We start from the raw sequence: 14,800 nt of genomic DNA, 5'->3' as shown, positions 1-14,800 counted from the left end.
CTGATGTTAGTGCCGTCCCGGGCGGGGGCACCGCACCGGTCACGTGCGGATCGCCAAGACGAACGGGCCGACGTCGGTCGTGTCCCAGCGCGGATCGTCGAAGAGGGCGGCGTCGAGGGTCACCTGGTAGCGCCGCACGTTGGGCTGGTTCGGGTAGACGTCACTGGCGAGGCGCAACGTGTAGGTGTCGTTGGCGCCGTGGCGCATGAGGAACACCGTCGGCGGCTGCCACGGCATCCCGTCGAGCGAGGCGATCAGCTCGTCGGGCCGGGTCAGGGTGGCCCAGTCCTCGATGGCGGCCGATCGCTCCTCGAACTGCGCCAGCGGGTTGGCGTAGTGCGACGTGAGGCCCTGGAAGCCGTAGTACGGGTAGTACGCCAGGAAGCTGTAGTCGGCGGTCATGACGACCGTCTCGTTGCGCGGCCTGCCGGTGGTGGCGACGATGCGGGCGTCGACGTCGGCGTAGTAGCGCTCGGCGCCGGGCGGCCTGCGGTCGGCGCGCTGGCCGGATCCGTCGGTGTCGGTGTAGGCGACCGCGATGTCGGCGCGCAGTACGTCGGGGATGTCCTGGCTGAACGTCATCGCACCGATCGCGCCGATCACGGTGGCGCCGGCGAGGACGCGCCTACCCGTGGCCGGTTGGTAGCGCACCGCGATCGCCTGGGCGGCGTGGATGAAGCCGAACACCCCCGCCGCGGTCAGCAGCACCGACAGCGTCGGCTGCAGCCGGAAGGACAGCAGGGTGGTGCCCGCCAGCGTGGTGACCATCGACAGCAGCGACCACGCGTAGACGGCGATCACCGCGATCGCCAGCGCACCCGCACGCGTCGAACTGCGCGCGTAGGCCACCAGCCAGAGCGTGCCGAGCAGGCACAGCGCGCCCAGCAGGGTGAACGACAGCATCGGGAACGTGAGCTGCGCGCCGTCGGCGGGCAGGTAGTGCTGGGCGGTGCCGCTGTCGGCGGGCGCACCGCGGGCGGCGGCCAGCAGGTACGGGCCCCACCCGATCAGCGCGATGGCGCCGGACAGGACGGCGATCACCGCGAGCCGCAACAGCGGGTCCCAGTGTCTGCGCGAGACGGCGAGCAGCACCGCCATCAGCACCAGCGTGAACGCCGCGTACGCCAGCAGCAGGGTGTAGAACAGCGCTGCGAGGCCCAGGAAGAGCCCCACGGCCACCACCGCGGCCCACCCTCCGGACCGGGCGCGCCCGCGCAGCCCCGACCACGCCAGCACGAACATCGGCGGCAGCAGGACGGTGATGATCGCCGCGTACGGCTCGGTGGACGCGTACGCGAGGGTCGTCGCGGCGGTGGCGGTGGCGACGATCAGCGCGTACTCGAAGCGCACCATCGCCGCCCACAGCACCAGGGCGACGGCCACGGCGACGGCGATCGAGATGATCGACCACGGCTTGAACGCCTCCCACGCCGGCATGTCCGCGAGGTGGGCCATCCGGCCGCCGAGCCAGAACCAGCCCGGCGGATAGAACGGCGGCAGTCCGATGTAGGTCATGTCGTGCGGCACCGCGGAGTCGGTGAGGCGCGTCAGGTACTCGGTGCGGAACTGCTGGTCGACGGAGACGCCGAACAGGTAGAGCTTCGTGGCGCCCAGCGGCATCGCGAGGGTGACCACGGTGAACGTCGTCAGGAACAGCACGCCGACTGCCTGGGCGAGCCACTGCCTGCCGCGTCGCCACAGCCAGCCCGACGCGAACAGGCCTGCCAGCGCGCCGATTTGGCCGACGGTGGTCAGCGCGTGCAGCTGGTTGCTCGAATTGAACGCGGGCCACTCGACGCGGGCGATCGCGAACAGCGCGACCACCGACACCACCACCGCGACGGCCGCGGCGCCGACGACGGCGGCCGCGGACCGGCCGGCTGCACTCAGCATCGAATCCCCCGGTGGCTTCGTTCGTGCCTGCCGGACGTCAGATCGGCAACTTGCGGAACACCGGCCGCGGCACGTGGCGCAGCACCATCATGACGTAGCGGAACGCGCCGGGTGCCCACACCAGTTCCTTGCCCTTGGCCGCCGCGGTGACGGCGAGATCGGCGACGTACTCCTTGTCGACCGTGAACGGGGCCTCCTTGGCGCCGGTGGCCTCCCAGTGCGCGATCGTCGTCGACGTGCGGACCTGGCCCGGACGGATCACCAGCACGCGAACGCCGAACTCGCGCAGCGCCTCCCCGAGTCCGAGGTAGAACCCGTCGAGCCCGGCCTTGGTGGAGCCGTAGACGAAGTTGGAGCGGCGGACCCGTTCTCCTGCAGCCGAACTCATCGCGATGATCTGGCCGGATCCCTGTGCGCGCATCTTCTCGCCCAGCAGGACGCCGACGGATACCGCTGCGGTGTAGTTGATCCCGGCGATCTGCACGGCCTTGCGCTGGTTCTGCCACAGTTCCTCGGCGTCGCCGAGGAGGCCGAACGCCACGACGGCGACGTCGATGTCGCCTTGGCGCCATGCCTCGTCGATGACTCCCGGATGGCTCTTGGTGTCGACGCCGTCGAAGTCGACCCACTCGACCGACTTGGCCCCGGCAGCGGTCATCGCCGCGATGGCCTCGTCACGGCGGGGATGGTTCGGCAGGTCGGCCAGCACCACGCGTGCCGACGCGTTGCGCAGGTACCGCTGCGCGATGGCCAGCGCGATCTCGGAGGTTCCGCCCAGCAGCAGGATGGCCTGGGGGTTGCCCGTGGCGTCGAAAACCATTTAGAGGAGCTCCAGTCGTCGGGCCATGTCGGAGACGAAGACGCCGTCCGGATCGACCTTGCGGCGCACCGCGATCCACTCGTCGATGCGGGGGTACATGGCATGGAAGGTCTCGGCGGTGGTGCGCGAGTCCTTGGCGGTGTAGACGCGGCCGCCGAACTCCAGCACCCGGCGGTCGAGTCCGTTGAGGAATTCGTTGAGCCCGGCCTTGATCGGGAAGTCGACGCACACGTTCCAGCCGGGGATCGGGAAGCTCAGCGGTGCCCGATTGCCGGGGCCGAACAGCTTGAACACGTTGAGGAACGACGAGTGTCCGGACCGCTGGATGTCGACGAGGATCTTCTTGAACTCCTCGACGGCCTCGGTCGGCACGACCACCTGGTACTGCGCGAAACCCGCTGAGCCGTAGGCCCTGTTCCACTCACCGAACATGTCGAGCGGGTGATAGAACTGCGTCAGGTTCTGCACCTTGCCGCGGTAGGTGCCCGACTTCCGGTACCAGAGTTCGCCGATCGGGCCGAACGTGTACTTGTTGGCCAGGCCGTTGGGGAAGACGTCCGGGAACGTCAGCAGCTGCGGCGCATCGAACTTCAGCGGATCCTTCTGCAGCTTCGCCGGCAGCTGGTCGAGGGTGGCCAGCGATCCGCGGGAGATCGCGGCGCGGCCCAGCTTCGGTGGCGCGCTGATCGCGTCGAACCATGCGCTGGAGTATGTGTAGTTGGCCTCGCTGCCGTCGCTGTGGAAGGCGATGGTCTCGTCGAGCGTCGCGGTGACGTCGCCGTCGGCGATGAAGTACGCGGTCTCGGTGGGGGTCATCGCGATGGTGACCCGCAGGATGATCCCGGTGAGGCCGTTGCCGCCGATCGTCGCCCAGAACAGTTCGGACTCGTCGCCCTCGGGGGTGAGGTGACGGACATCGCCGGAGGCGGTGAGCAACTCCATCGACCGGACGTGATCGCCGAAGCTGCCCGCGCTGTGGTGGTTCTTGCCGTGGATGTCGCACGCGATGGCGCCACCGATGGTGACCTGGCGCGTGCCGGGCAGCACGGGGACCCACAGCCCGAACGGCAGCGCCGCCCGCATCAGCTGGTCGAGGCTGACCCCCGCGTCGACGTCGACCAGGTGGCTGTCGGCGTCGATCGAGTGGATCTTGTGCAGCGACGTCATGTCGACGACGAGGCCGCCGCCGTTCTGCGCGTTGTCGCCGTAGGACCGGCCGAGGCCGCGGGCGATGATGCCTCGGCCGTCGGCGCGCGCGACCGCCTCGGCGATGACCTCGGGATCGGCGGGGGACAGCACGTGAGCGACGGTGGGCGCAGTACGCCCCCAGCCCATCAGCCGTTTGTCGGTGGTGTCGAACATCGTGACGAGGGTACCGCCTGGGCCTGCCGGGTCACTTCAACCGGAAGATCACTGCCCGCTGCACCACGAAGTTGATCACCGTCGCGGTGCCCTGGGCGATCACGAACGCCACCGGTACGCGCCACGGCTTGTCGTCCCACATCGAGTAGAAGACGAAGTTGATGCCGATCTGCACGCCGTAGGTGACGGCGTACAGGGCGACGACGGCGATGAAGCGGGCCCTGCTCGGCGGCGCCTGGAACGTCCAGCGCCGGTTGATCAGGTACGCCGTCGTGGTGCCCGCGATGAAGCTGAGGGTCTTGGCGACGTTGACGTGCAGGCCCAGCCAGAGGAACAGCACGTACAGCCCGAAGTCGACCACCGCGGACAGGCCGCCGGTCACGACGAACCGCCACGCCTGAGTGGTCAGGCTCAGGTTGGGCGACATCGGGGGTTCGGCCATCGACGCAGCCTAGCCAGTCGTCTGACGCTCCTTCAGCACGCCGATGCCCGCGGCGACCAACGCGATCACCAGGGTTGCGAGCAGTGGCGCGATCATGAACCCGATCGACCGGGCCGTGATCATCGGCAGCACGATCATCGCCACGAAGACCAGTGGCATCACGATGCGCAGCCACCATCCGACCTGCGAGTCGTCGAGCCGGGCGTGCGCCTCGATCACCACCGCGTAGACCAGGAGCAACAGGAGCGCCGCGACCCACGGCAGGGTCGAGTCGACGTGGAGCCATTCACGGCAGGCTCCGACCGTCAGGAGTGCGGTGACCGCCAGCACGCCGACGAGCTGGACCTCGGGAACGCGACGGGCCTCCATGGTGCCGGTCAATCGCACGATGCCGAGCATCACGGCGAGCAGGCCGGCGAGGGACAGGGAGATGGTGATGACCGCGGTCGCGTACCAGGCAGCGTCGCCGAACACGTCGGTGGCGATCGTGGCGACCCACACGCCATTGATGCGGGCGACGTCCGGGTCGGCCACCCGCACGGCGAACCAGCAGACGACGGCGACGACGACCGCGACGACCGTCGCGCCCACCATGGGCTTGGCGATCGAGGCGACGCGATCGCTCTGCGTGGTGATCAGCTCGACACCGATGAGTCCCTGAGCCGCGTAGGCCAGTGCACTGGCGACGGTGAGGACGGTCCACGGGCCGGCGTCCGGTATGGGGTTGAAGGCGATGTCGGGGTCGGTGAGCGCCTTCGCGATGAGGGCAAGTGCGAGGTAGAAGAGGGTCAGGGTGGCGACGCCCGCGAGGACGGCGGCGATCGCCGCCGTCACGCGGGCGGGCAGTACGTAAGCGGTCGTCGCGGTCACGGCCAGCCCGGCCACCCCGTACGTGGGCCAGAGCCAGGTGTCGAAGCCCGCGGCGTCGTCGACGTAGGCGAACAGCACGGCGAGCCCGAAGGCGGACGCTCCCACCGCGGCGAGAGCCGCGTAGGCGGCCGTCTGCGCGACGGTGACCGCCGAACCGGCGCCGCGCCCGAGCGTCGACGCGACGAGGTCACCGGTCGTGGCGGCGCCGGGTGCTCGGCTACGCAGTCGGACCAGGGCGTAGATCACGGACGCGAAGACGATCGCTGCCGCCACGGTGCCGAAGCCGTTGACGCCCGCGCCTCCGGCCATCACGATTGCCAACGTCAGGCCCAGGGCCCGCCAGCCCGGAACGAGTTGCCGATTCTCCGTGGTGGTCACGGAAGTCGAGTCTTCCAGCCCCACGGGAGGGGTCGACGCACCAAAGAGGCCACCATCCGCTTACCCCACGAAAGCGGACGGTGGCCGTATCGGTGCGTCGACGTCGACGTCAATACATCCCAATGGTATGGAAAAACCGGGCACACGGGAATGACCGTTTCTCGCATCATCCGTGACCGAACCGCGCATCGCTGGGGTAGCTTCTGGCTGTGGGGGGCCAGACGGTCGCTATTCAGTTCGTCCGTGCGGCGCTGGAACCGGCCCGGACGCGGCGCCTCGACGTCCAGGGCGTCCTGGAGCGTGCGGGCATCCCCGCCGAGCTGCTCGGCTGGGACGCCGCCCGCGTCACCCGCACGCAGGCCGAGCGGTTGATCGTCGCGCTGTGGGACGTCACCGACGACGAACTCATCTCGATCGGCCCGAAGCCCGTCCCCCGCGGCACGTTCCGGATGGTGACCCTGGGCCTGATCCACGCGCCCGACCTGGGGACGGCGCTGCGCAGGCTGGTCGAGTTCTCCGGCATCGGGATGGGTGTGGACGTCGACGACATCTCCGACGACGGTCGCACGGTCTGTCTGAGCTTCGGGCGCGGCGGTCAGGGGCGGGGCGAGCAACTCGTGATGGCGGTCGGCATGACGGTCGGTCACCGTCTCGCCGCGTGGCTGATCGGCGAGCAGATCGCGCTCACCGCGGTCGACCTGCCGGGCCCGCCGCCGGAGCACGCGGTGGAGTTCACGGCCGTCTTCGGCGTCGCCCCGAGGTTCGGCGCACCGCACGCGTCGATCACCTTCGGCTCGCGCTACCTCGACGCGCCGCTGGTGCGCAGCGAGGACGAACTGCTCGACTTCATCACGCACCTGCCGGGCGCGCTGCTGGTCCGGCAGGACTACAACCCCTCGACGACGAGTCGGGTCCGCAGGTTCATCGAGCGCCGGGTAGGCGAGGCGGTCACGGTGGACGACGTCGCGAAGCCGCTCAACGTCAGCGCGCAACATCTGCGGCGCCTGCTGCGCACCGAGGGCACCACCTTCCGCCAGATCAAGGAGGAGGTGCTGCGCGACGAGGCGATCGCGACGCTGGTGCGCGGCACCGAGTCGATTGACGAGCTGTCCGCCCGGCTCGGCTTCTCCGAATCCAGCGCGTTCCGTAGGGCATTCCGTCGCTGGACGGGGAGCCCGCCCGGCGCCTACCGGATCGGCGAGCAGTGACGGTCAGCGACGGATGGTGTCGGCCAGCACCCGGCACAGCGCCTCGACCGCGGCGCCGAAGGCGTGCTCGGCGGGCGTGCCGAAGTTGACGACGATGCCGTCGGTGCGCGGGACGTCCGGGCCCGCGTCGGGGTGACGCAGTAATTCGAGACCCGCCAGTGCGACTCCTGCCTCGCCCGCGCGTCGCAGTACCTCGGCCTCGGTTCCGTCGGGCAGTTCGAGCAGCAGGTGCAGGCCGGCCGACAGCCCGACGACGCCGATCCCGAACGGCTCGAGCGCGCTGACCAGTCGATCGCGACGGCGTCGGTAGGCGAGCCTCGTGCGTCGAATGTGCTTGTCGTAGGCGCCGTTCGAGATGAAGTCGGCCATCGTCAGCTGGACGATGCCGTTGACGTAGAACTGTTGTCCGCCCTGCGCTTGCAGGACGCGGTCGATCAGGTCGTCGGGCAGCACCATCCAGCCGAGCCGCAGCGCCGGGGCCAGGCTCTTGCTCGTCGACCCGAGGTAGACGACGCGGTCGGGATCGAGGCCCTGCACCGCGCCGACGGGCTGCCGGTCGTAGCGGAACTCGCCGTCGTAGTCGTCCTCGAACACGTAGCCACCGGTGCGGCGGGCCCAGTCGAGGACGGCCTTGCGGCGCGTCGGATGCAGCGGGACCCCGTGCGGAAAGTGGTGGGCAGGGGTGAGAAGCGCTGCGACGCAATCCGTTCGATCGAGGTCGTCGATGACGGCACCCCGGTCGTCGATGCCGATCGGCGTCGTGGCCACCCCGATGGCCGCGAGCGCGTCGCGGAACAGGAACAGCCCGTAGGCCTCGACCGCAATCGGTCCGCCCACCGCCCGTCCCAGGATCTCGACGGCCGCGCGCGTGCCCGCCGAGATCACGATCGAGTCGGGCGACGTGCGGACGCCGCGGACCCTGCCCAGGTACTCGGCGACGGCGCGGCGCAGTTCGATCCGGCCGCGGGGATCGCCCATCCGTAGCGCCTCGGCGGGAGCGGTGGCCAGCGCGCGGCGGGTCGACGCCAGCCAGGCGGCGCGCGGAAACTCCGAGACGTCGGGCGAACCGGGCATCAGGTCGTGAGTAGCCGTCCCGGGGGTGCCGCGCGGGCGTGCGGGGAGCGGGTCGGCGCCGCGGTCGAGCACCCACGTGCCCGCGCCCTGTCGCGATCCGAGCCACCCCTCGGCGACCAGTTCCGCGTACGCCTCGGCGACGGTGTTGCGGGCCACGCCGAGGTCGGTGGCCAGGCTGCGCGACGGCGGGAGCATCGTGCCCGCGGTGAGCCGGCCGCTGCGGACGGCGTCGCGCAGGGCGGTGAGCAGTAGATCCCGGGCTCCGCGCGCGCCGGGGGTGATGGCGTCGCGCAGGTCGAGGTGCAGGTCGCGGGCACCGGCGTCGGCCCATGAGGTCACCGCCGAATTCAAGCACGCCCGGGATGGCGTCGGGCGTGGCGCGGTCAGGTCACCGAACGGTTCCGATTGGACTTCGCCTGGTGGTGGCTGGGGCGCGCTCTGCGAGACTGGCACGGGTCCGGCAAACACTCGAGGAGGACCGATCAACGGCTTCACCACCACGGAGACCTGGCACGGTCGCGTGGTGGTCGTGTCGGCGTCCGGAGCCATCGACTCCGAGTCCGCGCCGCGACTGTACGGCGCCGCTGCCATTGCGGTGCAACAGAAGCCGGAGGGGTTCGTCTTCGACTTCAGCGACGTCGACCTGCTGGGGTCGGCCGGGATGCAGGTGCTGGTGACCACCATGCGCATGCTGGGGCCCGAGGTCGGCTACGCGTTGGTCGCCGGCGGACGGGGATCGAAGCGGCCCCTGGAGATCGCGGGCCTCGACGAACTCGTCGCCGTGGTCGCGACCCTCGACGAGGCGCTGCGACGGGTGACCGGCGACCAGACGTAGCAGTCGATTGGCCCACGAAAGTGGCGCCTGATTGCACCAAACACGCGGTTCTTTCGGGCTTAGCGTTGATCGCATGACACAGACACTCGAACACCCCACCGCCATCAACCGCCTGTCGATCTACAAGGTCTCGCCCGAGTTGTACGACGCGATGATGAAGCTCTCGACCGCGTCGGCCAAGGACCTCGACCCGACCATCGGTGAGCTGATCAAGATTCGCGCCAGCCAGATCAACCACTGCGCGTTCTGCCTCGACATGCACGTCGCCGACGCCCGCAAGCACGGCGAGACCGAGCAGCGCCTCGCGCTCGTCGCCGCGTGGGACGAGGCGGGCGAGCTGTTCACCGCCCGCGAGCGCGCCGCCCTCGAGCTGACCGAGGCCATCACCGAGCTGCACCACGGCCACGTCTCCGACGAGGTCTACGCCCGGGCCGCCGAGGTGTTCACCGAGAAGGAACTCGCCCAGGTGATCGCCATGGCCGTGACCATCAACGCGTGGAACCGGTTCAACGTGGCGACGCGGTTGAAGGCGCCGCGCCGCTAGTCCTGCACCTCGGGCGCCGCTGGTGCCGCGAGTTCTGCACCTGCGTCGCTGTTGGAGCGCCCGGACGACGCTCGTGCAGAACTCGGCGCCATCTCCGCGACTTCTGCGCCGGCGTCGTGCCACGTCCGTCGCCGAACGTGCGGTGGTGGCGGGATTTCGGCCGATTCCCCGCCGTACTCGCACGTTCGGCGGGGTTGAGGACCGGCCGCGCTCACACCCAGTAGGGCACGCGAGCGCGGTACTGCTTCATCGCGAACGCCGTCACCGTCCATCCGACGATCGTCAGCACGATGACGACCACCCAGTGGTGCAACTCCTGGTCGTCGCCGAGCAGCGGCGCCCGCACGATGTCCAAGTAGTGCAGCAGCGGGTTGAACTCGATGATCTTCGCCCAGCCGCCGGCGCCCTGATCGCGCAGCGTCTGGTCGTTCCAGATGATCGGGGTCATGTAGAACAGCAGCTGCACCAGGCTGAACAGCAGCGGGCTGATGTCGCGGTAGCGCGTGGCGAGGATGCCGAAGCACAGCGCCACCCACACGCAGTTGAGCACGATCAGCGCCAGCGCCGGGATGAACGACAGGTCGGTCCACTTCCACGGCTGCGGGTAGATGATCGCGATGATCACGAAGATGACGATGTTGTGGCCGAACAGGATCACCTGACGCCACACCAACCGGTAGACGTGCACCGACAGCGGCGTCGGAAGCTGCTTGATCAGGCCCTCGTTGGCGACGAAGACGTCGGCGCCCTCCAGGATGCTGGCGTTGATCAGGTTCCAGATGATCAGGCCGAGTGTCACGTACGGCAGGTGTTCGGACAGTTCGAGGTCGAACAGCTTCGAGTACAGCCCACCCAGCGCGACGGCCATCGTGCCGGTGGCGATCGTGATCCAGATCGGCCCCAGCACCGAACGCCGGTAGCGCTGCTTGATGTCCTGCCAACCGAGGTGCAGCCACAGCTCGCGCTTGCCGAACCCCGAGACCAGGTCGCCCCATGCGCGCGACATCGTCTTCGACTGCGCGGCCGCATCGGTGAACGTCATGCCGATCCTCTCCGCTCGCCCTGTCCTGACACCCCGTCGCTCCGCTGGCCCCGTCCTGACACCCCGTCACTCCGCTCGCCCCGTTTGTGGAACCTCTCCCGCCGACCCATCCGCCGCAACCCCACCCACTCGGCGAAGCCGGCCGGGTCGCGCTGCGTCACCAGGAAGAACCAGCCGAAGCGCAGCCACTCCTGGGGGATCAGCCGCCGCATGCCGCGCTGCGATTGCAGGTATCCGCGGTTGCGGTAGGTGAAGTACCGCTTCGTCGGGTCGGGCGGGTACTGCGTGTGCATCCGCCCGCCGAGGATGGGCTTGAACTCGTCGCTGCCCTGGGGGTGCAGGTACACGGCGTCCAGGCACGTGCCGAACGGCAGCCCGGACAGCACCAGCCTGCGGTGGACGTCCACCTCGTCGCCGCGGACGAACAGCCGGATGTCGGGCACGCCAACGGCTTCCACCGTCGAGGCGCGGAACAGCGCACCGTTGAACAGCGATGCGATACCGGGCAGCAGGTCGCTCGCGCCGTCGACGCGCAGCTCGGACACCAGTCGCCGCCACACCAGCCCGCGCCGCAGCGGGAACGCCAGCCGGGACGGATCGTCCATGTCGCACACCATCGGCGACACCTGCGCCAGCCCGTGGGTGGCGGCGCAGTCGAGCAGCGTGCCGAGCACGGCGGCGTCGGCGGGCCTGCCGTCGTCGTCGGCGAGCCACACCCAGTCGGCGCCGAGCGCCAGCGCGTGCAGCATCCCGAGCGCGAAACCGCCTGCGCCGCCGAGGTTCCGCTGCGAACCGAGGTAGGTGGTCGGCAGTGGCTGCGCGTCGACGAGAGCGTGCACCTCGTCGTCGGCGGCGTTGTCGACGACGATCAGGTGGTCGGCGGCGCGGGTCTGCCCGCTCACCGCGGCCAGCGACTCGGTCAGGGTGTCGAGGCGCCGGTGGGTGACGACGACCGCGACGACCCGCGCACCGGATACCCCGTCATTCACGCGGGACGTCCGTACGCTTGTTCTCCGCGATGATCTCGCGGACGTGATGGGCGGCGTCGTCACCCTCGTAGGCGCGGACCACGTCCTCGATGCCGCCGGCCATCCGGATCGTGCCGTGATCCACCCACATCGCGGTGTCGCACAGCTGCGCCAGGAATTCGTTGGAGTGGCTGGCGAACACCAGGATTCCGGAGCGTGCCACCAGGTCCTGCAGACGCGTGCGCGCCTTCTTCATGAACTCGGCGTCGACGGCGCCGATGCCCTCGTCGAGCAGCAGGATCTCCGGGTCGATGCTCGTCACCACGCCCATGGCGAGCCGCACCCGCATGCCGGTGGAGTAGGTGCGCAGGGGCATTGACAGGTAGTCCCCGAGTTCGGTGAACTCCGCGATCTCGTCGACCTTGGCCGCCATCTGCTTGCGGGTCTGGCCCAGGAACATGCCGCGGATGACGATGTTCTCGAACCCCGAGATCTCGGGATCCATGCCGACGCCCAGGTCGAAGACGGGCGCCACCCGGCCTGTCACGGTCGCCGAGCCGCGGGTGGGTTCGTAGATGCCCGACAGCAGCCGCAGCAGCGTCGACTTGCCCGCGCCGTTGTGGCCGACGAGGCCCACGCGGTCGCCCATCTTCAGCGACAACGTGATGTCGCGCAGTGCCTCGATGACGACGACGTTCGAGTCGTTGCGACCGATGGTTCCGCCGGCCTTGCCCAGGAACGCCTTCTTGAGCGACCGCGACTTGGCGTCGAAGATCGGGAACTCCACCCACGCGTTCTGGGTCGAGATGTGCGGCTCCGCCACTGTCAGTCCGCCCAGCACCTAGAGGTACTGGCCGGTCCCGCTCGAGGACCCGGGCCCCCGAGGTGCGGGCCCGGCGCCGGGGCCGCCGACGCCCGGGGGCAGGGCGCCCTGGCGCATCTGCTCGAGCTGCTGGCGCGCGGCCATCTGCTGGGCGAACAGGGCGGTCTGGATGCCGTGGAACAGTCCCTCGAGCCAGCCGACGAGCTGCGCCTGCGCGATGCGCAGTTCGGCGTCCGACGGCACGGAGTCCTCGGTGAACGGCAGGGTCAGACGCTCCAGCTCGTCGCGCAGCTCGGGGGCGAGGCCGTCCTCGAGTTCGCTGATGCTGGTGCGGTGGATGTCGCGCAGCTTGGTGCGGCTGGCCTCGTCGAGCGGTGCGGCGCGCACCTCCTCCAGGAGCTGCTTGATCATGGTGCCGATGCGCATGACCTTGGCGGGTTGTTCCACGAGGTCCGTCAGGGACTTGCCGTCGTCCTGGCCATGGTCCGAGGGGCCTTCGCTGATGATCTCGAAGTCGTTGTCGTCGGTTGTCATGCGGAGTGTGTTCCCTGCCATTCGTAGATTCGATCCTTGCCGTTGTCGTAGATCTTCTTCCACGACCTCGACGCGTCTAGCGACACTAGCCCGTCGGGCATGACGAACCCGCGCACGACCGTTCTGCTGGTCAGGACGTAGCGGATGTTCAGCGCCCGCACCGCCTCGGCGACTCTGGGGTCGGTGTCGGCGTCGTCGGCGTAGGCCCAGAAGATGAAGCGGTGGTAGCCCGGCCCCTGCTGCTGGGGGTAGTCGTAGTGGGTCCACAGCGGGCGCAGCCCGGCGACCGCGTACATCCACGCGGTGCCGTCGACGTTGGCGTTGCCGATCAGGGTGTCGTGCGCCCCGGGCAGCGCGGCGAGGTGGGCGATCGCCTCGAGGTCCTTGTCGCCGATCATCACCTGGTCGTACTTCTCGCCGATCAGGTACCGGTGCCGGGGGAGGTAGTGCCACGACAGTCCGACCGACGCCACGACGAGCAGCACCGCGGTGGCCGCCTGCCAGATCCGGGGTGACGGCTGCGGCGCGAACCGTCGGCACCGGTCCACCAGGAACCGCACGCCCACGTAGAGCGCGATGCCCGCCATCGGCGCGAGCAGCATCGACACCACCGCGGAGAGACGCCGCGCATCGCTGTAGAAGAGGTCGCTGAACAACGCGGTGATCCGCCCGATCGGCCCGCCGAACGGGGCCGAGGAGTGCACGATCGCCACGATCAGCAGCAGCCACACCGCCAGCGGCCACCAGATGCGCTTGATCAGCAGGTACAGCCCGCCGAGCGCGGCCAGCAGGATCAGCATGTTCTGGATCGGATAGTCGTTGAGGTGGCGGGTGTGCTGGACGACGGCGTCGAACAGGACGCGCTTGCGGCTCTGGCCGGTGACGAACGCGTGGCCGGCGATGATCCCGGCCTGCTGCAGCACGCCGAGGAACTGGGGGATCAGGAGCACCACCGACGGCACCGCGATCACCAGCAGGGTGACGACGTCGGCCACTCGCCCGCGCACCGGCCGCCACAGCCCGTCGAGCAGCCACCACGCCGCGACCAGGGTCACGGTCACCACGCCGCCGGTGATGTGCACGGAGAAGATGCCGATCAGCGCCAGCACGGCGAGTGGGATGCGGTCGCGGTGCCGCAGCGCCGAGACGATCAAGACCATCGTCGGCACCGCGAGGCCGAAGGCCGCCATGTTCGGCATCGACGCGGTGTCGAACTCGACGTAGGGCACCGCGGTGAACGACGCCGTCAGCGCGGCGGCGGCGGCCGCGCACCCCGCGACCCGCCACTGGTCGTCGACGCGCGGCCGCAGCAGCATCCAGGTGAGGGCGGCGGCGCTGACCGGGAACAGCCAGATGCCGGCGATCAGGGAGTGCAGGGTGTAGGCCGTGGTGGCGGCGGTGCCGGCGACTTGGCACTGGATCGCGGCGAGCGCGTGGAACGCCGACGGGTAGTACAGCGCCGCCTGCGTCTCGACGTTGCGCAGCTCGCCCATGTGCGTCGGTGAGGCCTGCCCGGTGTCGACGATGAACCGGATCGTGTTCGCGTGCCAGACGGAGTCCCAGTTGCTGGGGACGCTTTGCCAGTGCGGCATTCCGCTGATCACCGCGTAGCCGATGAGCAGGCTGCCCAGCACGACGCCGCCGGCGACGACCGCGGCCGGGCCGCGGGCCATCCCGCGGCCATCGGCGTCCGGGTCGCGTAATCGCGAAGGGACGATCTGCAGGAGTGTGACCGCAATCACCACGACGATCAGCGCGGCCAGCGCCGTCCACCCGTTCCACGGCACCCCGAGGGCGCCCATGGGGAGGATGGCGAGTCCGACGACGCCGTAGGTCAGCGGGGCGCCCACCGCGACCGCGACCGGCCACGTTAGCTGGGCAGCGCGGGCGACGATTGCTCCCGGGACCACCAGTAGCAGCCACGCCACTAGCACCCCAGCCGTCAAGGTCACTGCACTAGTATGGCTGCCCAGGTGACCTGAACTGGCGCGGCACGATCGCGAGCGG

Annotated in this window: 14 protein-coding genes; 3 read left to right on the top strand and 11 right to left on the bottom strand. The window is 69.6% G+C overall.

Annotation, left to right across the window (positions count from 1 at the left end; genetic code table 11):
- Window positions 1–39: 39 nt before the first annotated feature.
- From AC1MEY_RS20950 to AC1MEY_RS20930, 5 genes are read right to left on the bottom strand one after another with little or no spacing between them, the layout of a single operon-like run.
- Window positions 40–1,893, bottom strand: coding sequence for a galactan 5-O-arabinofuranosyltransferase (locus AC1MEY_RS20950; RefSeq protein ID WP_480227313.1), 1,854 nt, complete (start codon window positions 1,891–1,893; stop codon window positions 40–42).
- Between the two features lie 37 nt (window positions 1,894–1,930).
- The gene (gene dprE2 / locus AC1MEY_RS20945; RefSeq protein ID WP_480227312.1) at window positions 1,931–2,713 is read right to left on the bottom strand and encodes a decaprenylphospho-beta-D-erythro-pentofuranosid-2-ulose 2-reductase; all 783 of its coding nucleotides are present in this window, start codon (window positions 2,711–2,713) and stop codon (window positions 1,931–1,933) included.
- Entirely contained in the window at window positions 2,714–4,075 is a 1,362-nt protein-coding gene (gene dprE1, locus AC1MEY_RS20940) for a decaprenylphosphoryl-beta-D-ribose oxidase (protein ID WP_480227311.1), read from the bottom strand. It lies immediately after the preceding gene.
- A gap of 31 nt (window positions 4,076–4,106) precedes the next feature.
- Window positions 4,107–4,502 carry a GtrA family protein gene (locus AC1MEY_RS20935; protein WP_480231599.1) on the bottom strand — a complete coding sequence of 132 codons (396 nt, stop codon included), beginning with the start codon at window positions 4,500–4,502 and terminating at the stop codon, window positions 4,107–4,109.
- Window positions 4,503–4,526: 24 nt separating this feature from the next.
- On the bottom strand, window positions 4,527–5,765 hold the full coding sequence (locus tag AC1MEY_RS20930) for a hypothetical protein (RefSeq protein WP_480227310.1): 1,239 nt from the start codon (window positions 5,763–5,765) through the stop codon (window positions 4,527–4,529).
- A 209-nt stretch (window positions 5,766–5,974) separates the two neighbouring features.
- Between AC1MEY_RS20930 and AC1MEY_RS20925 the strand changes: the two genes are divergently transcribed.
- Complete coding sequence (locus tag AC1MEY_RS20925; RefSeq protein WP_480227309.1) at window positions 5,975–6,973, top strand: AraC family transcriptional regulator; 999 nt, start codon at window positions 5,975–5,977, stop codon at window positions 6,971–6,973.
- Between the two features lie 3 nt (window positions 6,974–6,976).
- Here the strand turns inward: AC1MEY_RS20925 and pdxR are convergent, their stop codons facing one another.
- Window positions 6,977–8,386 carry a MocR-like pyridoxine biosynthesis transcription factor PdxR gene (gene pdxR / locus AC1MEY_RS20920; protein WP_480227308.1) on the bottom strand — a complete coding sequence of 470 codons (1,410 nt, stop codon included), beginning with the start codon at window positions 8,384–8,386 and terminating at the stop codon, window positions 6,977–6,979.
- A gap of 190 nt (window positions 8,387–8,576) precedes the next feature.
- On the opposite strand from pdxR, the gene AC1MEY_RS20915 reads away from it, so the two are divergent.
- Window positions 8,577–8,882, top strand: coding sequence for an STAS domain-containing protein (locus AC1MEY_RS20915; RefSeq protein ID WP_480227307.1), 306 nt, complete (start codon window positions 8,577–8,579; stop codon window positions 8,880–8,882).
- Between the two features lie 73 nt (window positions 8,883–8,955).
- The gene (locus AC1MEY_RS20910; protein ID WP_480227306.1) at window positions 8,956–9,426 is read left to right on the top strand and encodes a carboxymuconolactone decarboxylase family protein; all 471 of its coding nucleotides are present in this window, start codon (window positions 8,956–8,958) and stop codon (window positions 9,424–9,426) included.
- Window positions 9,427–9,637: 211 nt separating this feature from the next.
- Here AC1MEY_RS20910 and wzm read toward each other — a convergent pair whose 3' ends face one another.
- The 5 genes from wzm to AC1MEY_RS20885 are packed head-to-tail and all read right to left on the bottom strand — an operon-like array spanning window position 9,638 to window position 14,745.
- Window positions 9,638–10,468: a galactan export ABC transporter permease subunit Wzm/RfbD gene (gene wzm / locus AC1MEY_RS20905; RefSeq protein ID WP_480227305.1), complete on the bottom strand. Its 831-nt coding sequence runs from the start codon at window positions 10,466–10,468 to the stop codon at window positions 9,638–9,640.
- Entirely contained in the window at window positions 10,465–11,457 is a 993-nt protein-coding gene (glfT1, locus tag AC1MEY_RS20900; RefSeq protein ID WP_480227304.1) for a galactofuranosyltransferase GlfT1, read from the bottom strand. Before glfT1 ends, wzm begins: the two co-directional genes overlap by 4 nt.
- Window positions 11,450–12,259, bottom strand: coding sequence for a galactan export ABC transporter ATP-binding subunit Wzt/RfbE (gene wzt / locus AC1MEY_RS20895; RefSeq protein WP_174266745.1), 810 nt, complete (start codon window positions 12,257–12,259; stop codon window positions 11,450–11,452). Before wzt ends, glfT1 begins: the two co-directional genes overlap by 8 nt.
- 18 nt (window positions 12,260–12,277) lie before the next feature.
- On the bottom strand, window positions 12,278–12,814 hold the full coding sequence (locus tag AC1MEY_RS20890) for a bacterial proteasome activator family protein (protein ID WP_480227303.1): 537 nt from the start codon (window positions 12,812–12,814) through the stop codon (window positions 12,278–12,280).
- The gene (locus AC1MEY_RS20885; protein WP_480227302.1) at window positions 12,790–14,745 is read right to left on the bottom strand and encodes a DUF6541 family protein; all 1,956 of its coding nucleotides are present in this window, start codon (window positions 14,743–14,745) and stop codon (window positions 12,790–12,792) included. Before AC1MEY_RS20885 ends, AC1MEY_RS20890 begins: the two co-directional genes overlap by 25 nt.
- Between the last annotated feature and the right edge of the window lie 55 nt (window positions 14,746–14,800).

This window comes from Mycobacterium sp. PTI7, from assembly GCF_056679845.1.
The sequence above is the reverse complement of the archived record's forward strand: the minus strand, read 5'-3'. Positions and strand labels throughout refer to the sequence as shown.